Source organism: Candidimonas sp. SYP-B2681, assembly GCF_003971065.1.
Lineage (GTDB): Bacteria > Pseudomonadota > Gammaproteobacteria > Burkholderiales > Burkholderiaceae_B > Pollutimonas.
On record NZ_RYDV01000001.1, the window covers coordinates 169,859 to 190,278 of the forward strand.

Annotated in this window: 25 protein-coding genes and 1 pseudogene; 9 read left to right on the forward strand and 17 right to left on the reverse strand. The window is 55.3% G+C overall.

Features of this window, described 5'->3' with window-relative positions; genetic code table 11:
- Positions 1-16: 16 nt before the first annotated feature.
- The 5 genes from EKL30_RS00850 to EKL30_RS00870 all read right to left on the reverse strand — a co-directional run bounded on the left by EKL30_RS00850 (position 17) and on the right by EKL30_RS00870 (position 6,258).
- Positions 17-1,672: a methyl-accepting chemotaxis protein gene (locus EKL30_RS00850; protein WP_126705313.1), complete on the reverse strand. Its 1,656-nt coding sequence runs from the start codon at positions 1,670-1,672 to the stop codon at positions 17-19.
- A 237-nt stretch (positions 1,673-1,909) separates the two neighbouring features.
- Positions 1,910-3,817 (reverse strand): TRAP transporter large permease subunit, encoded by a 1,908-nt coding sequence (locus EKL30_RS00855; RefSeq protein ID WP_126705314.1) that lies wholly within the window; start codon positions 3,815-3,817, stop codon positions 1,910-1,912.
- Positions 3,814-4,437: a TRAP transporter small permease subunit gene (locus EKL30_RS00860; RefSeq protein WP_126705315.1), complete on the reverse strand. Its 624-nt coding sequence runs from the start codon at positions 4,435-4,437 to the stop codon at positions 3,814-3,816. The genes EKL30_RS00855 and EKL30_RS00860 overlap by 4 nt, the downstream gene beginning before the upstream one ends.
- A 139-nt stretch (positions 4,438-4,576) precedes the next feature.
- Positions 4,577-5,749 (reverse strand): TRAP transporter substrate-binding protein, encoded by a 1,173-nt coding sequence (locus EKL30_RS00865; protein WP_126705316.1) that lies wholly within the window; start codon positions 5,747-5,749, stop codon positions 4,577-4,579.
- Between the two features lie 326 nt (positions 5,750-6,075).
- Entirely contained in the window at positions 6,076-6,258 is a 183-nt protein-coding gene (locus EKL30_RS00870) for a hypothetical protein (protein WP_126705317.1), read from the reverse strand.
- A 191-nt stretch (positions 6,259-6,449) separates the two neighbouring features.
- Here EKL30_RS00870 and EKL30_RS00875 point away from each other — a divergent pair, with 191 nt between their 5' ends.
- Together EKL30_RS00875 and EKL30_RS00880 are read left to right on the forward strand one after the other, a co-directional pair.
- Entirely contained in the window at positions 6,450-7,928 is a 1,479-nt protein-coding gene (locus EKL30_RS00875; RefSeq protein ID WP_126705318.1) for a DASS family sodium-coupled anion symporter, read from the forward strand.
- Positions 7,929-7,978: 50 nt separating this feature from the next.
- Positions 7,979-8,560 (forward strand): HdeD family acid-resistance protein, encoded by a 582-nt coding sequence (locus EKL30_RS00880; RefSeq protein ID WP_126705319.1) that lies wholly within the window; start codon positions 7,979-7,981, stop codon positions 8,558-8,560.
- Positions 8,561-8,584: 24 nt separating this feature from the next.
- Here the strand turns inward: EKL30_RS00880 and EKL30_RS00885 are convergent, their stop codons facing one another.
- Both EKL30_RS00885 and EKL30_RS00890 read right to left on the reverse strand, forming a co-directional pair.
- The gene (locus tag EKL30_RS00885) at positions 8,585-8,905 is read right to left on the reverse strand and encodes a hypothetical protein (protein WP_199748446.1); all 321 of its coding nucleotides are present in this window, start codon (positions 8,903-8,905) and stop codon (positions 8,585-8,587) included.
- A 72-nt stretch (positions 8,906-8,977) separates the two neighbouring features.
- Entirely contained in the window at positions 8,978-9,166 is a 189-nt protein-coding gene (locus EKL30_RS00890; protein ID WP_126705320.1) for a hypothetical protein, read from the reverse strand.
- A gap of 377 nt (positions 9,167-9,543) precedes the next feature.
- Here EKL30_RS00890 and EKL30_RS00895 point away from each other — a divergent pair, with 377 nt between their 5' ends.
- Both EKL30_RS00895 and EKL30_RS00900 read left to right on the forward strand, forming a co-directional pair.
- On the forward strand, positions 9,544-10,359 hold the full coding sequence (locus EKL30_RS00895; RefSeq protein WP_126705321.1) for a hypothetical protein: 816 nt from the start codon (positions 9,544-9,546) through the stop codon (positions 10,357-10,359).
- 75 nt (positions 10,360-10,434) lie between these two features.
- Positions 10,435-10,809 (forward strand): glutathione S-transferase N-terminal domain-containing protein, encoded by a 375-nt coding sequence (locus EKL30_RS00900; RefSeq protein WP_126705322.1) that lies wholly within the window; start codon positions 10,435-10,437, stop codon positions 10,807-10,809.
- Between the two features lie 6 nt (positions 10,810-10,815).
- Here the strand turns inward: EKL30_RS00900 and EKL30_RS00905 are convergent, their stop codons facing one another.
- On the reverse strand, positions 10,816-11,163 hold the full coding sequence (locus EKL30_RS00905; RefSeq protein WP_233582645.1) for a DUF2164 domain-containing protein: 348 nt from the start codon (positions 11,161-11,163) through the stop codon (positions 10,816-10,818).
- 104 nt (positions 11,164-11,267) lie between these two features.
- Between EKL30_RS00905 and EKL30_RS00910 the strand changes: the two genes are divergently transcribed.
- Entirely contained in the window at positions 11,268-12,386 is a 1,119-nt protein-coding gene (locus tag EKL30_RS00910) for a muconate/chloromuconate family cycloisomerase (RefSeq protein ID WP_126705323.1), read from the forward strand.
- 52 nt (positions 12,387-12,438) lie between these two features.
- Here EKL30_RS00910 and pcaD read toward each other — a convergent pair whose 3' ends face one another.
- From pcaD to EKL30_RS00925, 3 genes are all read right to left on the reverse strand, one after another.
- Entirely contained in the window at positions 12,439-13,221 is a 783-nt protein-coding gene (gene pcaD, locus EKL30_RS00915) for a 3-oxoadipate enol-lactonase (RefSeq protein ID WP_126705324.1), read from the reverse strand.
- Between the two features lie 27 nt (positions 13,222-13,248).
- Complete coding sequence (gene catC / locus EKL30_RS00920; RefSeq protein WP_126705325.1) at positions 13,249-13,524, reverse strand: muconolactone Delta-isomerase; 276 nt, start codon at positions 13,522-13,524, stop codon at positions 13,249-13,251.
- Between the two features lie 123 nt (positions 13,525-13,647).
- Positions 13,648-14,670, reverse strand: a complete 1,023-nt coding sequence (locus EKL30_RS00925) for a Bug family tripartite tricarboxylate transporter substrate binding protein (protein ID WP_370246197.1) — start codon at positions 14,668-14,670, stop codon at positions 13,648-13,650.
- 122 nt (positions 14,671-14,792) lie between these two features.
- On the opposite strand from EKL30_RS00925, the gene EKL30_RS00930 reads away from it, so the two are divergent.
- Positions 14,793-15,692, forward strand: coding sequence for a LysR family transcriptional regulator (locus EKL30_RS00930; protein ID WP_126705327.1), 900 nt, complete (start codon positions 14,793-14,795; stop codon positions 15,690-15,692).
- 35 nt (positions 15,693-15,727) lie between these two features.
- Here the strand turns inward: EKL30_RS00930 and EKL30_RS00935 are convergent, their stop codons facing one another.
- Positions 15,728-15,949, reverse strand: coding sequence for a hypothetical protein (locus EKL30_RS00935; protein WP_126705328.1), 222 nt, complete (start codon positions 15,947-15,949; stop codon positions 15,728-15,730).
- Between EKL30_RS00935 and EKL30_RS18785 the strand changes: the two genes are divergently transcribed.
- Both EKL30_RS18785 and EKL30_RS18790 read left to right on the forward strand, forming a co-directional pair.
- Positions 15,932-16,108 carry a hypothetical protein gene (locus tag EKL30_RS18785; RefSeq protein WP_158618366.1) on the forward strand — a complete coding sequence of 59 codons (177 nt, stop codon included), beginning with the start codon at positions 15,932-15,934 and terminating at the stop codon, positions 16,106-16,108. The two genes, EKL30_RS00935 and EKL30_RS18785, sit on opposite strands and share 18 nt — an antisense overlap.
- A 137-nt stretch (positions 16,109-16,245) precedes the next feature.
- Positions 16,246-16,410: a hypothetical protein gene (locus EKL30_RS18790; RefSeq protein ID WP_158618367.1), complete on the forward strand. Its 165-nt coding sequence runs from the start codon at positions 16,246-16,248 to the stop codon at positions 16,408-16,410.
- A 59-nt stretch (positions 16,411-16,469) separates the two neighbouring features.
- On the opposite strand, the gene EKL30_RS00940 is transcribed toward EKL30_RS18790, so the two are convergent.
- Positions 16,470-17,123, reverse strand: coding sequence for a glutathione S-transferase family protein (locus EKL30_RS00940; protein ID WP_126705329.1), 654 nt, complete (start codon positions 17,121-17,123; stop codon positions 16,470-16,472).
- 117 nt (positions 17,124-17,240) lie between these two features.
- On the opposite strand from EKL30_RS00940, the gene EKL30_RS00945 reads away from it, so the two are divergent.
- A complete protein-coding gene (locus EKL30_RS00945; protein WP_126705330.1) occupies positions 17,241-17,507 on the forward strand; it encodes a hypothetical protein in 267 nt (88 codons plus the stop codon).
- 224 nt (positions 17,508-17,731) lie between these two features.
- On the opposite strand, the gene EKL30_RS00950 is transcribed toward EKL30_RS00945, so the two are convergent.
- From EKL30_RS00950 to EKL30_RS00965, 4 genes and pseudogenes are all read right to left on the reverse strand, one after another.
- Complete coding sequence (locus tag EKL30_RS00950) at positions 17,732-18,004, reverse strand: hypothetical protein (protein ID WP_126705331.1); 273 nt, start codon at positions 18,002-18,004, stop codon at positions 17,732-17,734.
- A gap of 235 nt (positions 18,005-18,239) precedes the next feature.
- Entirely contained in the window at positions 18,240-18,764 is a 525-nt protein-coding gene (locus EKL30_RS18795; RefSeq protein WP_158618368.1) for a DUF1353 domain-containing protein, read from the reverse strand.
- 492 nt (positions 18,765-19,256) lie between these two features.
- Positions 19,257-20,042 carry an AraC family transcriptional regulator gene (locus EKL30_RS00960; protein ID WP_126705333.1) on the reverse strand — a complete coding sequence of 262 codons (786 nt, stop codon included), beginning with the start codon at positions 20,040-20,042 and terminating at the stop codon, positions 19,257-19,259.
- Positions 20,039-20,218: pseudogene (locus EKL30_RS00965) on the reverse strand (dihydrofolate reductase family protein); the annotation flags it as partial. The pseudogene EKL30_RS00965 and the gene EKL30_RS00960, both read right to left, overlap by 4 nt.
- Positions 20,219-20,420: the final 202 nt, after the last annotated feature.

Sequence of the window (20,420 nt, forward strand, 5' to 3'; positions counted from 1 at the left end):
GACGCGTAGTGGTTTATCAGCTGAGGCGGCTCGCAGCTAGCGCCAGCGATGGATCAGCCGTCCCGGCCGTCCTGCCTTTGTACTCGATGTTTCCTGTGCCGGTATTCAACACCTCGATCGCCAAACGCAAGGTTTCGGCATCAACGGTCAGGCCACTTACCGTATTACCCAAATCATGTACCAAGGTGGCATTCTGATGCGTCACGCCATCCATCTGCGATATGGCCTGATTGATCTGATCCAGGCCACAAGACTGCTCCACCGAAGCGGTGGATATTTCGCCCATGATATCGGTGACTCGGCGTACGGACTCAACAATATCTTGCATAGTTTGGCCGGCGCGGTCGGCTTGCTGGGAACCGACTTCCATGCGGCTTACCGACTCGTCAATCAGCGTTTTGATTTCTTTGGCCGCCTGGGCGCTTTTTTGTGCCAGGCTGCGTACTTCGCCTGCCACCACGGCAAAGCCGCGTCCGGCTTCGCCGGCGCGGGCTGATTCCACCGCGGCGTTAAGCGCCAGAATGTTGGTCTGGAAGGCGATCGCTTCGATCAACGAGACGATGTCGCCAATTTTGCGCGAGCTCTCGTGGATGCCTTGCATGGTTGCCACCACGTCGCTGACGACGGCGCCGCCGCGCTGGGCGGTCTCCATGCTGGCGTCGGCGAGTTGCCGGGCCAGGCTGGCGTTGTCGGCATTCTGCCGCACGGTCACGGTAAGCTCTTCCATGCTGGCGGCGGTCTCTTGCAGGGATGCGGCCTGGTCTTCGGTGCGGGCCGACAAGTTGGTGTTGTTGGCGTCCAGAATTTCGGCGCTGCGTGCCGTGGCGTAGACACCGATGTGCACGTCGTTGGCGATGCCCATCAGGCTTTTGCGCATCAAGTCCAGGTAAAAGAACAAGGTGCCCACTTCGCCGGCTTGGTCGGTGTCGATGTCGATGCGCAGATTGCCGGCAGCCACCTGGCGCGCTACCTTGGCGGCGCTGTCTAGGGGTTTGATGATGCGCTGAGCAATATGCCAGCCGTAGGCGAGGTTGGCGGCAGTTATCAGGCTTAGCGCGCCGACTCCCCACCATTGGTATCCGGGGGGAAAGCCGCCGTTTACGGCAAACCATACTGATGCGGCCACTGTCGCGGTGGTGGCCACGGCCATGCGGAACATGCCGGCGCCTAAGGTATTGTGAAAGGGCTGGCCAATCACGTCGATGGCCCGGCGCCATCCTGCACGGACGCGCTTGCCTTCCTTTACGGCATAGCCTCGCGTGTTTCCGGTTCGGATGTCGTCGTAGAAGTCTTCTGCCGCTTCTATCTGTTCAACGCTGGGCTTCACGCGAACCGATGCGTAGCCGGTGATTTGATCATGCTCGTAGATGGGCATGACGTTGGCCAGCACCCAGTAAAAGCCGCCGTCTTTACGGCGATTTTTGACGAGACCGAGCCATGGTTTACCGCTGTGCAGGGTGTCCCATAGATCTTGAAACGCCTCTTCCGGCATGTCAGGGTGCCGCACAAGGTTATGGGGCTTGCCGATAAGCTCTTCTCGCGTATAGCCGCTGATTTCGACGAAGGCCGCATTGGCGTAGACGATGCGGCCTTTGGTATCGGTTTTGGAAATCAGATACTGGTCGTGGCGTACTTTCGTTTCGATGTTATTGATAGGTAAATTTTTACGCATGAGCCGTGTTACCAGCGAAGCCGCCATTTTGGCGAACATCGGAAGTGTGAATTTAAAATGAAGGGGAAAGGGCGCGAATGTGGCAGCTCGCCAAGGATTAAATGGTCTTGTCTTGAATCAATTGCAGTGTTTTTGTAATAAGGCGATTATACCCATACTCGCTTTAAGGTTATTCAAGCAACAAAAAGGCTGATTCCATTTATGGAATCAGCCTTGAGGGACTTCAGGTCTTTATTATTATTTGTACAGTGTCTCCGGCAGCCACATGCCAATTGCGGGGAATATATACAGCAGGACAATGCCCAGTATCTGAATTCCCATGAACGGCAACATGCCTGCAAAGATTTGGTTAAGCGTTACATGAGACGGCGCTACCCCCTTTAGATAAAAGGCCGACATGGCAACAGGCGGCGACAGGAAGGCCGTTTGCAAGTTCATGGCTACCAACAGACCGAAGAACAGCGGGTCGATCTGGTAGTGAGCCAACAACGGCAGGAATATGGGCATGAAAATCACGATGATTTCAGTCCATTCCAGCGGCCAACCCAGCAAGAAGATCACCACCTGGGCCAGTATCAGGAATTGCATGGGGGATAGATCCATGCCCAGTACCCAGGAGTTAATAATCTCCTGTCCGCCCAATAGCGCAAAGGCAGCCGAAAATATACTGGACCCCACAAACAGCCAGCACACCATGGCGCTGGTCTTGGCCGCCAGATACACCGATTCCTTCATCATTGCCAGGTTAAGGCGCCGGTAAGCCAAGGCTAACAGTATCCCGCCGAAGGACCCCATTGCCGCCGCTTCTGATGGCGTTGCCAGCCCGAACACAATACTACCCAGCACCGCCATGATCATGACGGCCAGCGGGAAGAACGAGCCCAGCAACATCTTGAAGATTTCCAGGCGGGCAAAGGTGAAGATCGCGTAAAAGATCAGCATTGCGATCGTGCCGACGGCCAGTAGAATCCAGTACGTCATGGACGCCGGCTGGCGTTCGGCTTCTGCGGCGGCAGGTTCTTCCGCTGCAGCCTGTTCGATGGCAGGTGCCTCGGCCGCCGTCGCTACCGTTTCAACCGCGGGCAGTCCGCCTTCGACCTCTGGTTCTTGCAGGCCGCCACTATCCAAATGGGTCGAGGTGTCAGCGCCGGATGCAAAACCCATTTCCTCTAGACCGCTGGCGAGCTGCGGAAGAGGCGCGGTGACCATTTTGTAGCTTAGTCCCATGACGGCCACGAAAACCAGAGCGGGCAGCAAGGCAACGACCAAGTTATTGAAAAGTGTACGCATGGGCACATCGGCGTTGCGCTTGCCTTTCATAGCAGTGAGCAGGCCGGGAACCGTGCGATTGCTTATGGTGCCGCTAATGGCTTCGGCAAATGCCGGCAGTTTTACCTTGCGGTCTTCTTCCGACAAGGGAGGCGCCATTTTTGGCCTTACCTTGGCCACGATCATGATATATACGACGTATAAACCCGCCAGCATGATGCCGGGGAAGAATGCGCCTGCATATAGTTTCACCACCGACACACCAGCGACAGCGCCATAGACAATCAGCAGCACCGAGGGCGGAATAAGAATACCCAGGCAACCGCCAGCGGTAATGGCACCGGCCGTCAGCTTGATGTCGTAGCCAGCCTTGAGCATGGCTGGTAAGGCCAACAGACCCATCAAGGTGACGACAGCGCCCACAATACCCGTTGCGGTGGCGAACACGGCGCAGGTAATGACGGTGGCCACAGCCAGCGAACCGGGAACGCGTGCCATAGCCAAGTGCAGGCTTCGAAACAGCTTCTCGATCAGGTTGGCGCGCTCGACCAGGTAACCCATGAAAATAAACAAGGGTACGGCGATAAGCACGTCGTTGGTCATGACCGCATAGGTGCGCAAGACCATCAGGTCGAGCGTTTGCTCGATGGCGACTTGCGGGCCCATGTTGCGGTAGGCGATGTAGGTAAATATCACCCCCATGCCCATCAGGGTGAATGCAGTCGGAAAACCCAACATGATCGTGACCACGATCAGACCCAGCATCAATAAGCCCAGGTGACCATTGGTGATGTCGGCGGGTGCCGGCATGAAAATTACTAGGGCGATAATAACGGCGGCCAATATAGAGAGGCCAAACCAGACTTCTTTCCTCATGGTTGGCTTCCTTTCTGTTGTTCCACGATCGGGTTCAGGTCATTGATGTCTTCGGTGACGTGAACCATGTCCTTGAGTTTGTCGACGTCGACTTCTTCCACGTCTTTATCGCGCTTGGGCCAGTGGCCGCGCTTCAGGCATTCAATGCAGTACACGACTTCTACAAAGCCTTGGAACAGCAGGGTCATGCCCGCAAAGGGAATGATCGCCTTGAAGGGGTAAATGGGCGGGCCGTCGGCGGTGATCGTCGAGTGTTCGGCGATTGCCCACGATTCGCCGGCATAGTTATAGCCGGCCCAGCACAAGGCGATGACGCCAGGAAAGAAGAAAAGAATGTAAAGCGTCAGATCCAGTCCGGCTTGCAGGCGCGGAGGAAAGAAACCATACAGTACGTCGCCGCGCACGTGTCCGTTTTTGGACAGGGTGTAGGCGCCGGCCATCATGAACAGGGCGCCATACATCATGTTCATGGCGTCGAACGCCCATGCGTGGGGCGCGCCCAGGGCGTATCGTGAAAACACTTCATATGTCACGAATAGGGTCAGGACCAGGACGAACCAGCCGAACAGCTGGCCGATCCAGGTATTGACCCGGTCAATTAATAGCAAAATACTTTGCATGGCAGATTCACCTTGCTGGGGAAAGCAGCAGAAGCAGTCGACGCGGCGATATACGCCGGTTCGCTTCTGGGCAACCGATTAAAAACACCACCCCGAACAGCAGGGTGGTATTCGATGCGACACAGCCAAAGGCTAAGGCTTAGCTCTTTTTAGCAGCGGGAGCGGCTGCTTTGCGGCCAAAGTAGTGGTTGTAAGCCATGCGACGATTATTGTTGGTGTCCATGTCCCATGCCAGCGCGCGCGAGGCAAATGCCCGTTGTGACGCTTCGATTTCCTTGAACATAGGATTGGTCTCGCCTTTTTTGGTCACGATCTGGTCCCACACCGTAAGCTGCTGCTGCAAGATGGCGTCGGGTGTTTTGTAGAACTTCACGTTGTCTTCTTTTTGCAGCTTGATGTAGTCTTGGGAATAGCGGTCGACCGCCTTCCAAGACATATCGGCCGACGAGGCTTCCACCGCGTTAGCGATAATGGCCTTCATTTTGGCGGGCAGCGCGGCGTATTTATCTTTGTTGAAGATAATTTCGAACGTTTCCGACGACTGGTGGAAGCTTTGCAGCATGCAGACCTTCGACACGTCGGGGAAGCCCAGCAAGCGGTCGGATGTGGCGTTATTGAATTCAGCGCCGTCGAGCAGGCCGCGATCAAGGGCAGGAACGATTTCGCCGCCTGGCAGCGCGTTAACCGCAGCGCCCATGGCCGTGAATAGGTCAATCGCCAGGCCGTTGGTGCGGAACTTCAGGCCTTTAATGTCTTCAGCTTTGGTGATGGGTTTTTTGAACCAGCCAAAAGGTTGAGTCGGCATTGGGCCGCTTAGGAAGGATTCAACGTTGCCGCCGATAGACTGATACAGCTTGGCCAGCAGTTCTTTACCGCCGCCGTATTTGTGCCATGCCAGGATTTGATTGGCGTCCATGCCGAAAGCAGGGCCTGACGAAAACAGCGCGAGCGCGTTTTGTTTTCCGTAGTTGTAACCCAGTACGCCGTGGCCGCCGTCTAGCGTTCCTTTGGATACGGCATCAAGCAGCGCGAATGCGGGTACGACGGCGCCGGCGGGCAAGACTTCGATCTTCAGTTCGCCCCCAGTCATGTCATTGATTTTTTTGGCGAAGTCCAGCGCGAATTCGTGGAAAATATCGACGGTGGGCCAGGTGCTTTGGAAGCGAAAGTTAATAGGGGTTTGCGCACTGACGATAGAAGGGAATCCCATCGAAACGACGGCGGCGGTTCCCGCAGCTGCCCCGCCTAAAAACTGCCGGCGTGACGACTTGCCTTGAACTACTGTGTCCACTACGTTTGAACTACTTTTCATTTCTTTGTCTCCTGGGCTTTATTTACTATATGTCGTTGGTTGTAACTTGGTACAAATTCTCAACTGCCGTCGCATTTATAGGCTATCCAAATACACGCGTCAACAATCGTTAACCTTGATAAAACAAGCCTTTATCGAAGGGCCGCGACGGCTGAAAGGAAGATGAAAGCCAGCATACATGCGGCCTGCACAGAAGCTTCAGGCCTAAAGCTTCTGCAGCGAAGGGCCGCATGGGTGCTGGTCGAGCAGGGTTATTACGTAGACGTTTTAGAGTTTTTTTCGTCGAAGTGTGGCGAATATGGACCTGGGGCTAACGTTTTACGGCATTAAGCCGGTCGGCGGGCCCCGCCGCCGCGATTGCGTTGACTGGTTTGATCTTGTCCGGTGCCGATCTGATCGGTGTGGCCCTCTTTCTTGCTGCGGTTTTGCTGGTCACCGTGGCTGCGTTGATCTTCGCGAGCACGATCATCTTTCTGGGGGTTTTCAGTGGGCTTTTGACGAGTCGTCATGGTGGTATACCTCTAAGAAAAGTTGCACTATTTCTTAGCAAACGTCGTACCTAACCGGTCTTCAGCATTTCGCAGCATTGCTACCACGCAATGGTAACTTTACGGGGTGATCAAGCGACCAATGCGCCCAGTGATACATGCGAGGGCGTATCATTTCATGGCAGCCCCGTCGTCTCTACGGAGTATGAATCATGACCGCGCAAACCATGGCCGTAAAGAAAGCCTCATTTCCCATTGCCTTGATTGGGGGTGTGGTAGCGCTGATTGCCATTCTGCTTTTGCCTACGCCGGCCGACCTTCCCGTCGCTGGGCATCGCATGCTGGCCATTTTGGTATTTGCCGTGGTGATCTGGATCACCGAAGCGGTATCGTATGAAGTCAGTGCGCTCATGATCGTGACCCTCATCGCTTTCCTGATCGGTATGGCTCCGACGGTCGCCGACCCTTCAGTTACTTATGGTACGTCGGCTGGCCTTTCGTTCGCTTTGGCGGGGTTCTCGAATTCGGCGCTGGCTTTGGTGGCTGGAGCCCTTTTCATTGCTGCAGCAATGACGCACACCGGACTTGACCAGCGTATCGCCTTGAAAACGTTAAGCACGATCGGCACCAGCACGCAGCGCATATTTATCGGCGCGATCGCTGTGGTTATCATCCTGAGCTTTCTGGTACCCAGCGCGACGGCCCGCAGCGCGGCGGTGGTGCCCATCATGGTTGGCATTATTGCGGCGTTCGGTATAGAAAAACGCTCGAATTTTGCAGCGGGCCTGATGATTATCGTGGCCCAAGGCACCAGCATTTGGAACGTAGGCATCCAGACGGCTGCAGCGCAAAATCTACTGACTGTCGGATTCATGGAAAAGATGTTGGGCGCCAAAGTGACCTGGTCTGACTGGCTAATTGCCGGTGCGCCTTGGGCGTTGATGATGTCTGCCGTGCTGATCTTCGTGGTCCTGAAGATGCTGCCGCCGGAGACCCGCAGCTTTGAAGGTGGCAAAGGCGCTGTCGCCCAATCCTTGGCCGATCAAGGTCCCATGACAGGTCCGCAAAAGCGGCTTATGTTGGTGTCAGTGGCACTTCTTCTGCTGTGGGCCACTGGCGGAAAATTGCATAGCTTCGACACAACCTCGACCACATTCGCTGGCCTCGTATGCCTGATGTTGCCGAGGTTCGGGGTGATGACCTGGAAAGATGTGCAGTCGCGCATTCCTTGGGGAACCGTCGTTGTGTTCGGCGTAGGCATCAGCTTGGGTACCGCCTTGTTGACCACCCAGGCGGGACAGTGGCTCGGTGATCAAGTGGTAAGCCGTACCGGACTTGATCAAATCGGTACCCTGGCCGTTTTTGCTATTTTGGCCGCCTTTCTCATCGTGATACACCTGGGATTCGCCAGCGCTACGGCGCTTACTTCGGCCATGCTGCCCATCATGATTTCAGTGCTTACTGCGTTACCGGGTGACTTCAATCGTTTGGGGATGACGATGCTGTTTGGCTTTGTCATGAGCTATGGTTTCATCTTGCCGATTAACGCACCACAGAATATGGTTTGCCTGGGTACCGACACGTTCAATCCCCGGCAATTTGCCAAAGTCGGAACAATCGTTACTGTGGTCGGCTATGCCTTAATGCTGATCTTTGGCGCGACCTACTGGCGTTGGCTGGGGTGGATGTAACGTAGCGTTCGTTTCCTGAGTGGGTTTTATCACTTCCAAAGGTGGATGTCATGACCGATCCCGAACGTCCTGTTGATACGCATAATACGGCACTGGCCGATGCCTTGACGGCCCTTCGGGCCCATTGGGGCTGGTTTGTGGCGCTGGGTGTGATGTTGCTGGTGCTGGGCACAATTGCGATTATCCATATCGTTGGGGCAACCTTGGTCAGCGTACTGTTCATCGGTATATTGATGCTGATCGGGGGCATTGGTCAGTTGATACATGCGTGGCGCGTCAGGGACTGGGCCGGATTCCTATTCTGGACGGTCAGCGGTCTGTTCTACGCAGGCGCAGGGGTTCTGGCTATCGTCAATCCGGTGGCTGGCGCTTCGCTGCTAACCTTGCTTTTCGGGGCCTCGCTTATTGCGGTAGGCGCCTTGCGTTTGTGGATCTGGCTCAATAATCGCGCGCAGCAAGGCGCCGGATGGCTAGCGCTGTCTGGCGTCATCACGCTGCTAACAGGGATCTTGATCGCCATCAACTGGCCCGGGAACAGCGTGTGGATATTAGGCTTGCTGTTGGCGATCGATCTGTTTCTTCAAGGGTGGGCCGCACTCTTTATGGGGCTGGCGCTGCGCGCAAAGCAATAAGTCGTGTAGCCCAGAACGGCAAGTTCACTCTCCTGCTACGACCGAGACATTGGGCTCCATGTTCCCTGTAGCTGATTTACCGGTACGCACCTTGGCAAGCCTCGCAATACCGCCGCGGCCGCTGGCTGCACGGGCGATGGCGGCGCTGCCGAGCGTCGCCATCAAGGCCCGGCTGATCGGTGACGCGCTGCGTCGGGCTCGCCATAGTAATAAGGTACCCAAAGCAAACACCATCATGTGTTCGCCCGGAAAATCTGGCCGTTCGTTGTCAATTTTTTTGAGGGCGTTGAATAGAGATGTAGTTTCTTTCTTGGCGTTATCAATGGTGGCGGGCAGGGTGTTCATTTAAAGGCTCCTTGTAGGGGGGTTACAAGGGTCCAACGGTGGGCAAGCCGTGTGCCACTACCGACGGCGACATTAGGTCAGTGCTTCATCGACGTCGATAACTCGATATGGATACGCCACGCACAGCAGGTTGCGGGTCGCGGATTCATCGGCTTCCTGGCGAGACCGGAAAAAACTCATGGCTCCATCTTTTAGTGTATTGACTATCGGAACCAGCACATCGTCGTCGCGTTCTACCAGGATTATGTATCGGCCTGCCATAAGCTATCCCTAAGAAGGCAGTGTCTGCCATGGATGAATACCGGACAAGCGCATGGCGAGCCGTGATGAGCATGCAGTTTTCCTTATTAGTATTGCGCCAACAAGTCGCTAGTCGGCATAGGCCGTTCGTTTTTGCTAGTCCAAAGTACGGCCATCCGAACGACGGAATGGTGTGCTATTTCGCCCAACCCTGTTTGGGGAATGGCAATTGTTGACCACCGAACCTTGCGCGCCTGTAATCATTACCTTTTTATGACAATCATCAGGGTTATCCCTAGAGTTATGCACATAAAGTGTGGATAACTCCGTGCTGTGGATAACAGCGCGAGCGCTCGATTTTGTACACTAGCTTCCGCCACCGATTTTTTATTTGAGCCATGAGCATCACTATTAACGAAGACCTTCGCGCGTACATCGATCCGCTGACTGACGATGAGGCAACTGCGTTGGAGCGTAGTCTGTTGTCCGAGGGCTGCCGCGATGCGCTCGTGTTGTGGGGTGATGTTCTGGTAGACGGCCACAATCGCTACGCGATTTGCCAGAAGCATGGGATCCCGTTCAAGACGGTGCAAAATCCGACCTTCAAATCTATGGACGATGTGCATTTATGGATGATTGACAATCATTTAGGGCGCCGCAGTGTCTCGGATTTTCAGCGCGGAGTGCTGGCGCTGCGCAAGAAGGAGATCGTCGCGGCGCGCTTGGCGGAGGCCCGCGCGCGCCAATCACAGGCCGAAATCGCCGGAGCTGAAGCGCCGCCGCAGGCCGACGAACCACCGTGGACCCGTGAATCGGTCGCGCGTGCGGCACGGGTCAGCAGCGCAACCTTAGGCCAGATCGAAAAAATCCAAAAGACCGCGGCGCCCGAGCTCGTTGGGGCCGTAAAATCGGGCGTGATTTCGATTAACGCGGCCGCCGCCGTTGCTTCGCTACCTAGCGAAAAGCAGGTGGCCGCCGTGGCCGGCGGCAAGAAAGAGCTGCGTCAGGCGGCGAGGGAAGTACGAGAGTCCCGCTTGCCCCCCAAGCCCACAGTGGAAGCCTTACCCAGCGATGCAACACCGGATCAAATCACGATTCACCGTTTGACTCAGGCGCTGACGGAACTAACGGAAGAGCGCGATCGGCTTAAAACCAAAGTGCAGCACTTGACCATCGCGTTGGCCGAAGCCCGGGCGCAGAGCGCAGGGCAATAAGGGGCGTCAGTCTTCGCGCGGCAGTGCCAGAAAGAGTAGACTTGCGCCTTCCATTCAAGTATCGAGATAGTGTTCATGTTTATAAAAGCCGTGCGTGTGGGTTTGGGTCAACTGATTTTGCTGGGCGACGCGATGAGTCGTCCGCGTCCGCAACGGCGTTCCGCAGAAGGGCAGGCCGCGGTCATCAAACAAGCCGCTGGTTTATCGCTATACCAGTTTCATGCCTGCCCCTTTTGCGTCAAGACTCGCCGTACCTTGCATCGGCTGAATGTGCCAGTGACCTTGCACGATGCGAAAAACGACCCCGTGCAACGCGAGCGTTTACTGGCCGGCGGCGGCAAGGTCAAAGTGCCGTGCCTGCTGATTCAGGAAGATGGCAAATCGCGATGGCTGTACGAGTCGAAAGCGATCATCGCTTATCTGGAACAACGCTTCGCCGGCATCGTCTGATTCAGCCTATCGGCGCGGGGCCTTATTTTGCTTGGCCCAGTAGGTGGACTCTTCTGCGTAGCACGTGATTTCCATTTCCGCAGTCTTGTCCTGCATATAGGCCTGCGCGTCTGCAATGGCCTGGTTGTACACGTTGGGCCCGACTTCCTGAAGAATGAACTTTAAGAACAGTTTTGCACGAAGGTCGCCCAGATCTTCGTCTTCTTCTTGTTTCCAGTAACGGCGCAGCGACCCGATTAATTGGTCTTCGACTTCTTTCCTAAGCTTGATTTCCATTTTTCCTTTGAGACTGTGCTGGGTTGTCGCCCATGATAACAAGGTCACAGGTACAAAGAACAAGGCGGTGCGTGGCATCAATACCCTGCAGGTATCATTGCCGACCCAATCTATATTAGACCCGGGGTCAGTCAAAACCTATACTCGAGAGGTCCGATTAACTAGTGTAGAGCCGAGCCACGATGCAACCCACCATAGTAGACGTCACCACCCATATTCTTGATATTCCGACCATTAGGCCCCACAAAATGTCGGTCGCGACGATGCAAAACCAGACCATCGTGTTGGTCCGGATCAAAACCTCGGACGGCATCGAGGGTATCGGCGAAGCCACCACGATAGGTGGGCTTAACTATGGCGGCGAAAGCCCCGAAAGCATCAAGACCAATATCGACGCGTATTTTGCACCGCTGATTATGGGCCAACCGGGCGACAACCCCGCGGCGCTACGGGTTCGGATCGACAAGGCCATCAAGGCCAATCATTTCGCCAAGAGCGCGATTGAAACTGCCATTTATGATGGTTGTGCAAAACGCCTGGGTGTTCCGCTTAGCACCTTGTTTGGCGGTGCGGTGCATGAAGAAATCAGCGTGGCCTGGACGCTGGCCAGTGGCGATACCGACAAGGACATTGCCGAGGCGCTGCAGATGCTCGAAGCACGCCGCCACAACATTTTCAAGCTGAAGGTGGGCATGCGCCCGCTCAAAGACGACTTGCGCCATATCGCGGCGATCAAGGCTGCGGTGGGCGACGAGATCAGTGTGCGTATCGACGTGAACCAGGGGTGGTCCGAAACGCAGGCCTTGCAGATGTTGCGTCCATTGGCCGATATTGGTGTCGAACTGGTCGAGCAGCCCATTCACGAGAAGAACCTTCCCGGCATGGCGCGTTTAACGGGGCTTGGCATTTTGCCTATTATGGCCGACGAAGCGCTCAAGGGCAGGGAAGACGGGTTCGCGCTGGCATCGAACAAGTGCGCTGACGTGTTCGCGATCAAGATCGAACAAGCGGGAGGCCTGCAAGGCGCGCGCGATTTGATCGGCATCGCCCAGGCCGCTGATATTGCCCTATATGGTGGGACAATGCTTGAAGGGTCGATCTCTACTGTCGCGGCGGCACATCTGTTTGCCACGGTGAACAAGTTGGAGTGGGGAACCGAGATGTTTGGTCCGCTATTGCTCCAGGACGACATTCTTGTCGAGCGCCTGGACTATCGTGACTTCGCGCTGAAGCTGCCCAAGGGACCGGGGCTGGGCATAACGCTGGATGAAGAAAAAGTAAGGCGTTACACCCGAAAGTAGTAACGCCCTAATCTGCTAGAAACAAGGCCTTTGCGGCAAAACCGCTTAGGCCTTAATTTTGGGTCAAAAAGTCGCTGATCGCCACGTTGAATGCGTCGTTGGCTTCGATGTTCGACAAATGAGACGCAGGTAGATCAACCCGCTGCGCACCAGTGATACGCTGGGCCATGAAGTCGGCGTCCGCTGGCGTGGTGACCGGATCATGTAGTCCGGCGACAACCAGTGTAGGTACGGATATGGACGCGATCTGCTCACGGAAGTCGGCGTACGCGAGCGCATCGCAACAAGAGGCATAGCCTTCCGCATCAGTCTGGCGCAGTTCGCTGAGCATCGCGTCGACCATGTCTTTTTGGTCAGTCGCGAAGTCGTTGGTAAACCAGCGCGGGATAGTGCCGTCGGCCACCGGCCCCATTCCCTGTGACCTGACAAGGGCAGCCCGATCAAGCCAACCCTCGGGTGTTCCGATGCGAGCCGCCGTATTGCAAACGATGAGCTTATCGATACGCTGGGGCGCGTTCACGCCCAGCCATTGCCCGATCAGGCCGCCCATCGAGATACCGCAGAACGACGCCTGTTTAATGCCAAGGGTATCAAGCAGCTGGACTACGTCGTTCCCCAACTGGTCCATGGCGTACGGGCCGTTATTCTTGACCGATAGTCCATGGCCACGGGTGTCGTAGGTCAATACCCGGAAGCGGCCACGCAATGCATCGACTTGGCCCGCCCACATGGCTTGCGTCGTGCCCAGAGAGTTCGATAAAACCACAACGGGCGCGCTGTCAGGGCCGTTGAGGGTGTAATGGAAGTCTTCGTTGTTAATGCGTGCAACGCTCATGGGGATACGGTCTCCGATGGGTTTGATTTAAATGGCAGACGGGTGGCGGCACAGTGCCGTTACCTTGATATCCATGTAGGGGAACAGCGGCAGACCGCTTAACAAGGTGTGCAGTTCGTCGTTGCTTTCTACGTCGAAGATGCTGATGTTCTTGTATTCGCCAACGATGCGCCAGATATGCGCCCACTTGCCGGAACGCTGAAGGTCTTGCGAATACTGTTTTTCTTTCGCCTTGATCTCGTTAGCCGTTTCGGTGGGTAAGTCCGAAGGAATATTGACGTTCATTTCGACCATGAAAAGCATATTGAAAATCCTGAAAAAGTTAATCCGTAGATAAGAAAAGCCGGCATACTCTTTTATAAGTATGCCGGGAATCTATAGCGATGCCAACGCGGGGTCGGCTAGGGTAAGAAGACCGAGTCGCACTTAGTTAGGCGTAATTCCGGTTTCCTTGATGATCTTGGACCACTTGGCCGTTTCGTCGGCCAGATAGGTTTTAAGTTCTTCCGGCGTGCTTCCGATGGGTTCTGCACCAATGCCAGCGAAAATAGTCTGCACTTTCTCGGACTTCATCGCTTTCAACATCGAGGCATTCAGCTTGGCAATGATCTCGGGAGGAGTCCCGGCTGGCGCAAAGGTAGCGAACCATGGGGTCAGATCGTAGCCTTCGAGGCCGCTTTCTGCCACCGTGGGCACATCGGGCATAGACGACGAACGCTTGGTGGTCGTAATGGCCAGAGCCTTAAGCTTGCCGGCATCGATTTGTGGTTTGGCCGAGGTGATGCTGTCAAACATATAGTCTACTTGCCCACCCAATAGGTCGGATATCGCCGGGCCGCTGCCTTTGTACGGAACGTGCAGCATGTCGAGCTTGCCCATATAGGTGAACAGAGCACCCGCCAGGTGGATCGAGGTACCCACGCCTGCCGACGCATACGTGTACTCACCCGGCTTTGCCTTGGCTTGTGTTATGACGTCCTGCATGGAGTTGACGTCCTTGCGGGCGGCTTGCGTAACCAGAATGTTAGGAACGGCGGCCAATAGCGAGATCGGCTCGAAATCCTTGATGGGGTCGTAATACAGCGACTTGTACAATGAGGGATTTACTGCCATGCCGTTGGCAACGATCATGATCGTATAGCCATCGGGCTTGGCCTTCGCCACATACGAGGCGCCGATATTGCCGCCCGCGCCAGACTTGTTTTCGACCACGATACTTTGGCCAAGGTCTTGGCTCATGGTTTCGCCCAACACCCGTGCAATGGTGTCCATTGCGCCGCCCGGAGGGAAGGGCACGACCCAGTTAATGGGGCGGTCAGGATAGGTTTGTGCTTGCGCTGCGGTGGCGCCAAGCGCCAGGACCGATGCTGCTGCTACCGAGAACACCGCTTTCGCGATGCCGGCGCGCGCGCCACGTGTAAACGGCGAGCGAGTGTGAATCTTTTCCAATGCGATCTCCTTTTCGAATAGGTACGTCGCCATTTAGGACGCGTATAGCTGGATTATCCTTGTTGTGACAGAGGCATGTCTAAGACTATATTGGTCGCCAACAATACTTTTTAGGTATCAACGTGGAACTTCGCCAGATCCGATATTTCCGGCAGGTAGCGATCGAGCTTAGCTTTACGCGCGCCGCCCGGTCGCTGCATATGGCACAGCCGCCCCTTAGCCGTCAGATCAAACTGCTTGAAGAAGAACTAGGGGTCGACCTGTTCGACCGGGTAGGTCGCGGCATACGCCTGACCGACGCAGGCCGTTATTTTCTGGATCAAACGGAAAATTTGACCCAAAAACTAGGGGAAGTCATCAAGGCCACGCAACGTATCGGTCGCAAGGACAAACGCTGGTTCGGCCTTGGCTTCGTACCTTCGACCCTCTATGGCTTTATGCCACAATACATTTCACGACTCCGCGAACTGGACGATCAAGTCGATATTGGGCTTATTGAAATGACGACGGTGCAGCAGTTCGACGCCTTAAAGACAGGTCGGATCGATCTGGGCGTTGGCCGCATCACCTTGCACGATAACGAAATTGAGCGCCTTATTTTGCGCGACGAACGTATCGCCGTGGCACTGCCCGTGAACCATCCGCTGTCGGGCCGCGCTATTCTCGCCTTGAAAGACATCGTGCCCGAGCCGCTGATTCTCTATCCCGCTCGGCCACGTCCCAGCTACGCCGACCACCTGCTGGATCTGTTCAGGAATAAAGGACACAACCCGAACGTGGTTCAGGAGGTCAACGAGCTGCAAACCGCAATCGGCCTTGTGGCCGCCGGTGTAGGGGTCGCGTTAGTACCGGAATCGGTAAGGAACTTGCATCGGGACGACGTCGCTTACGTCGCCCTGGACGAACCCGGCTTCACCTCGCCCATTATGCTCAGCTGGCGCAAGAACGACGAATCCCTGTTCTTGAAGGCAGTGGTGAAACTGGCCCGGACGATGGCATCAAATATAAAAGCGCCGGACTGACCGGCGCTTGAACATAATTGACGACTGTTGTGCGGTTAGGCGCGCGCGGGATAGCTTTCCCGCTGCATGGACTGAGCCGCAAGAAAAATTGCGGTGCCAATTGCCAGCATCACCCACGACGCCGTAAAGATGGATACCGCCCCCAGCGCGATTGCTGCAACGGAACCGATGAAAAGAGAACGACTACGCGGGCCAAGAACGGCGCCGATGGCTGTGCCAACGAGGATGGCGGAGAGAACTTGAATGACGTATTCCATGGATGCCCCATTTTTGTTTTGTTTGAAGGCGCGGGCGGCACGGTGGCAGCCCGCGTCGTCGTCCATACCGGACCGCACGAGTGTATCATCGACCGCCGCTGGGTGGGGTGGGGCGAACGGGTGCGCTTGCTGGGGGCGGGTGGGCGTCGTGGCTGGTAGGCAGATGATGCTCCTGACTTCGGGTTTTTGTCCTGGCGAACTTTCCGCTGCCTGACGCGCACAGTTACTGATTGCAATGCCCGGATATTGCACAACTAACTAGAATCGATAATACGCAAACCCCTAGCGAGAACGACATGAAAATATTGCTACTAGCTTTAGTGTTGGCGCTATCTGGTTGTCAGGGCTATGGCGCAGGCGGCAGTACGTCGCAAAGCAGTGATAACGGCAATGGCGGCGGCGGATATTTCGAACAGGGCGGGCAGCGTGGCAGTGGATTCTGTTGGCCAGGAAGCTGTTGAAACATGTTCTGACATACGAATGTCCGGCTTGCTAGGTAGGAAACGACTCAGGTCAAGCTTTATCCGTTTGACCGTGCGGCATTAAAAACCGCCAATTGGGCGTCGAACGCCCGCCTGAAGGCGGGCCGCGTTTCGCCGCGGGCGACGTAGGCGGCGAGGTTTGGGTATTCGTCCAGCATGTCTGTTCCGTTTAGCCTGCGCAGCACCGTCACCATTAGCAGGTCGCCGGCGCTGAACGTGCCGTCGAGCCAGTCGGCATCGCCAAGCCGACCGGAGAGTTGATCCAGCCGGACACGGACGCGATCCTCAAGGATAGGCAGGCGCTGGTCGTACCAAGTCTTACCGCCTTCCAAATACCGGGCCTGTTCGCGTTCAACAATTGGTGGCTCCATGGTATTAAGTGCGGCGAGCATCCAGGTAATCGCGCGCGCCCGGGCATTCCCATCGTCGGGCAAAAGACCGGCATGGCGCTCGGCGATATGAAACACGATCGCTCCCGACTCGAACAAAGCGAGATCACCTTCTTCATAAGTCGGAATCTGCCCGAACGGATGAAGGGCACGGTGCGCGGGTTCCTTCATCGCTTTGAACGAAACAAGACGAACGTTGTAAGGCTGGCCTGCTTCTTCTAGCGCCCAGCGGACGCGCATGTCACGCGCCTGACCCTTACCGCGGTCGGGCGACTGTTCAAACGCTGTGATGGTGGGAATCATGGGAAGCCTCCGACTGACTACATGGCACTATTGAGCGGCTTTGCAAACGCTAGGCATTTGTCAGCGATACCTAGACGCCCCCTAATCTGCTGACATCCGCTACATAAGGAGTCAGTCATGGCATTCTTACTGATCAGACACAAAGTCAGGGACTTCAAGACCTGGAAGACCGGTTACGATGGTCACCAGCCAAAACGCAGCGAAGCAGGTCTTACCGAAAAATACCTGCTTCACAGCTCAGACGACGCCAACGAGGTTGTTATCCTTTTTGAAGCGCAGGATCTTGATCGAGCGAAAACGTTTGCAGCGTCTGCAGACCTGCGCGAGAAGATGCAAGAAGTAGGCGTGGTCGACAAGCCAGACATCTACTTCCTCGAGAGCTAAAGGACACCTGACAGCGAAATGCCTTACCCTGCGCTGAAGCCGCCAGCCGGCGGCTTCAGCGCAGGGTGCCTGCTGAATCAGAAGCTGTGCTTCGGTCGCCGCCGGCCTTGCACGAAGCACGCGTCACGACCATTCATCAGCGAGCAGCTGGGGTGTGGAAGATTGTCCATCACCACGCAGTACCAATGGCCGCGTTTTGCGGCCGTTGAATTCACAAGCAACGTTTACTTCTTGCGCTGGCTAATCTTCTGCTGGAAGTCTATGGCCATGTTGTCAATATACTCAATCGCGGCCTTATGTTGCTGGGACTGAAACGCTATAAGATTTTTATATTGGTCAGCGGCAATCTCAAAGGGTGCGCCTGCACTTCGCATTGACTCCAACATGGCCTGCTGTGACTTCATCACCATTTCCCATGCTCCGTAGGCTTGTTGTGCTGCACTTTTTGATTGCTCCAGGAAAGTTTTGGCGAGCTCAGTTTGGGTTTGATCGATCATGTACGCCTCCTATGGTTTACCGGTTTAGGAACCTATTGTGGCACTTTACGGGGAGGGTGGATATCGGCCGCGGGTAAATGTACGGTTACGAACCTAAGCGGAAATCGGTAAGCGCGGACAGAATGGCCGCTTCGCAGCGGGAGCAGACAGTCGACCACCGGCGGCAGCAGGCTGCTTAGGGCTTGTAGAGGTCTTTGCTCCAAAGCACGTTCCTACGTCGCATGTCTAGGCGAATCTATAAATTGTTGAATTTCAAATGCCGAGCAATAATCGTATCCATTTGAGCCACGCCATCGCTTTCAGATAACGATTCGAAGTCCAATGCAATCGCACCTAGCTTCCCTTTCAGAAAAGGCTCTTCCGGAACTGGAACGTCGAGCGGAACGCGAAATAGCATGCGGTCTCGAGAAAAAGCTTCTGCAGGCAAGCTTTCAGCGGCCCACGTTCCAATCCTTACACCCGCGTATAAGATCCGTGACTGACGCATAGAACAGCCACCGGCCAGACAGGCATAGAAGAACATCTCATCGGCTTCTTTCCGATTTACAAGGGGATCGGCGCAGGCAACGTCATGTACAACTGAGGCCCTTCTATAGTCATCGGTGAATGGGCTGCCGACGACAGACCAAAGGGGCCGAGGAATGCTCGCGCCGTTTATTACTGAATCCTTCGGTGCTGGCCACTTGAATCCAGCAGGATCGACGTACCAAAAATCCTCCAAGAGTCGCATATTGCGGTCTTTCGTATCGGTTTCATCCATCCATTCTGTTTTTGGGTTTCCGGAAAAGCTTCCATAGCTAGGCATTTGGGGAACCTCAGTATAGGTGTGGCTCGGAGTCTTAGTTCGTTCGAGTAGTTTGAGCTTGATCGATCTGACTCTCAAGTAGCCGTTAGTGTCAAAAGGTCTTCTTACGCGATTTCCTTTTCCGCCTATTCTCTGAAGCGATCGTTCGATCGCCGAGCCAAGGACGCCATGCCGGCAACGATGCGACTGCCGGCACGGTATCCAATGAGGCATTAGCCTTTCTGGCAATTGCATCCTGGGCCACATTGGCACTGCGGCCCGCAAGCGCACACATTCTGCTGAGCCACATTTTGGCATCCGCAAGTGCAGCTAGTGCCCGGGCATGCTGTACATTGGCATTGAGATTGGGTGGTAGTAACGTTCATGACGATCTCCTTTCGGTTGAGTGAGATGCCAGTGTACGAACGGGAGGCGGGTTTGGGCTTGAACGAAACGGCTAACTTGCGATTAGGCGCGCTGCACGCCTACGGCTTGCACACCGAACATGCGTTTGAAGCTGCGGGAAAAATGCGCTGCGTCGGCAAACCCCCCAGCCTGTGCCGCCTCAGTCAGGTTGTGGCCAGCTGCATAAGCAGCCACGGCTACTTCCATGCGTAACCATAAAACATAGGGCCTGAAGCGAATACCTGTTTCTTGGAGAAAAAGATGGCGAAAGCGCTCGGGAGACAGGTGGACAGAGTCTGCAATTTCGGCCATCGTGACCACGTCACCTAGTCGCTCGCGCAGCAGTGTGACGGCCTGCTGGATTCTTTTATCGATCAATTTCGGTGATACCGATTGCATCGAAGCAAGCTTATGGGCAACGGCACGAGCTCGCATCATTAACTTTTCATCACTATCTTTGTTCTGAAATGCATAGCCGAGTGCGCTGATCTCGCCTGCAATGTCAGCACCAACCAGCGGCGAAATACCGCTGCGGTAACGCGCGCGCAATATTCGCCCTTCGAGGGATTCGGGTTCTGTAAAAATAAGTGCAACAAGCTCGCCACGTGCTTCGAAGGCATGAGAATGATGAGCTGCGATAATTGCCGCCTGGTAGGATCCCCATTCTTCACCAGGATTTTTAAGGCGCACCTGACCACCCGAAAGAGAAAGTGTGACTTGGATGGCATGGTGGGCGTGGAAGCCGGTTTCTTCTTCGGCATGGCCAATCCAAAGGCTGCTACCACCCGACAAAACAATTCGTCCACTACCAAATTTCTTTACCCCTGCTCGGCCTGGTCCTTCAGTCATTGAATAACCTCAAAGTGCCCTTGGCGCCGTAGAACGACATGCGTGGCCTTCTCCGACGCTGCGAATTCAACGCATTCATATCCCAGAGCCCGCAAGTCAATCCCTTCGAGCAGCGATTCTCCCTGGCCGAGCAGGACCGGCGCGATGGCAATGTGCAATTCATCAATGAGGCCCTCACCTTTCCCTTACAGTATTTCAAAAAGGCTCTGCTCGACATCGGATTTTTTAAGCGAAGAGCCGCTGCCCCTGGTGGGATACGCTGCTTGATGTAAGCCTTACCGTCATGGGTCGCCTGGGTGAGCGCGAGGGCGGACCCGCCATCATGCCGGTGCCAGAAGGTGGCTTGGTGCGTTACGCTCATTATGCGTCCTGTGTCGG

Bases quoted from the DNA above. Each gene is read 5' to 3' on its own strand.
- EKL30_RS00850 (WP_126705313.1), bottom strand. From the start codon at position 1,672: ATGCGTAAAAATTTACCTATCAATAACATCGAAACGAAAGTACGCCAC.
- EKL30_RS00855 (WP_126705314.1), bottom strand. From the start codon at position 3,817: ATGAGGAAAGAAGTCTGGTTTGGCCTCTCTATATTGGCCGCCGTTATT.
- EKL30_RS00860 (WP_126705315.1), bottom strand. From the start codon at position 4,437: ATGCAAAGTATTTTGCTATTAATTGACCGGGTCAATACCTGGATCGGC.
- EKL30_RS00865 (WP_126705316.1), bottom strand. From the start codon at position 5,749: ATGAAAAGTAGTTCAAACGTAGTGGACACAGTAGTTCAAGGCAAGTCG.
- EKL30_RS00870 (WP_126705317.1), bottom strand. From the start codon at position 6,258: ATGACGACTCGTCAAAAGCCCACTGAAAACCCCCAGAAAGATGATCGT.
- EKL30_RS00875 (WP_126705318.1), top strand. From the start codon at position 6,450: ATGACCGCGCAAACCATGGCCGTAAAGAAAGCCTCATTTCCCATTGCC.
- EKL30_RS00880 (WP_126705319.1), top strand. From the start codon at position 7,979: ATGACCGATCCCGAACGTCCTGTTGATACGCATAATACGGCACTGGCC.
- EKL30_RS00885 (WP_199748446.1), bottom strand. From the start codon at position 8,905: ATGAACACCCTGCCCGCCACCATTGATAACGCCAAGAAAGAAACTACA.
- EKL30_RS00890 (WP_126705320.1), bottom strand. From the start codon at position 9,166: ATGGCAGGCCGATACATAATCCTGGTAGAACGCGACGACGATGTGCTG.
- EKL30_RS00895 (WP_126705321.1), top strand. From the start codon at position 9,544: ATGAGCATCACTATTAACGAAGACCTTCGCGCGTACATCGATCCGCTG.
- EKL30_RS00900 (WP_126705322.1), top strand. From the start codon at position 10,435: ATGTTTATAAAAGCCGTGCGTGTGGGTTTGGGTCAACTGATTTTGCTG.
- EKL30_RS00905 (WP_233582645.1), bottom strand. From the start codon at position 11,163: ATGCCACGCACCGCCTTGTTCTTTGTACCTGTGACCTTGTTATCATGG.
- EKL30_RS00910 (WP_126705323.1), top strand. From the start codon at position 11,268: ATGCAACCCACCATAGTAGACGTCACCACCCATATTCTTGATATTCCG.
- pcaD (WP_126705324.1), bottom strand. From the start codon at position 13,221: ATGAGCGTTGCACGCATTAACAACGAAGACTTCCATTACACCCTCAAC.
- catC (WP_126705325.1), bottom strand. From the start codon at position 13,524: ATGCTTTTCATGGTCGAAATGAACGTCAATATTCCTTCGGACTTACCC.
- EKL30_RS00935 (WP_126705328.1), bottom strand. From the start codon at position 15,949: ATGGAATACGTCATTCAAGTTCTCTCCGCCATCCTCGTTGGCACAGCC.
- EKL30_RS18790 (WP_158618367.1), top strand. From the start codon at position 16,246: ATGAAAATATTGCTACTAGCTTTAGTGTTGGCGCTATCTGGTTGTCAG.
- EKL30_RS00940 (WP_126705329.1), bottom strand. From the start codon at position 17,123: ATGATTCCCACCATCACAGCGTTTGAACAGTCGCCCGACCGCGGTAAG.
- EKL30_RS00945 (WP_126705330.1), top strand. From the start codon at position 17,241: ATGGCATTCTTACTGATCAGACACAAAGTCAGGGACTTCAAGACCTGG.
- EKL30_RS00950 (WP_126705331.1), bottom strand. From the start codon at position 18,004: ATGATCGATCAAACCCAAACTGAGCTCGCCAAAACTTTCCTGGAGCAA.
- EKL30_RS18795 (WP_158618368.1), bottom strand. From the start codon at position 18,764: ATGGATGAAACCGATACGAAAGACCGCAATATGCGACTCTTGGAGGAT.
- EKL30_RS00960 (WP_126705333.1), bottom strand. From the start codon at position 20,042: ATGACTGAAGGACCAGGCCGAGCAGGGGTAAAGAAATTTGGTAGTGGA.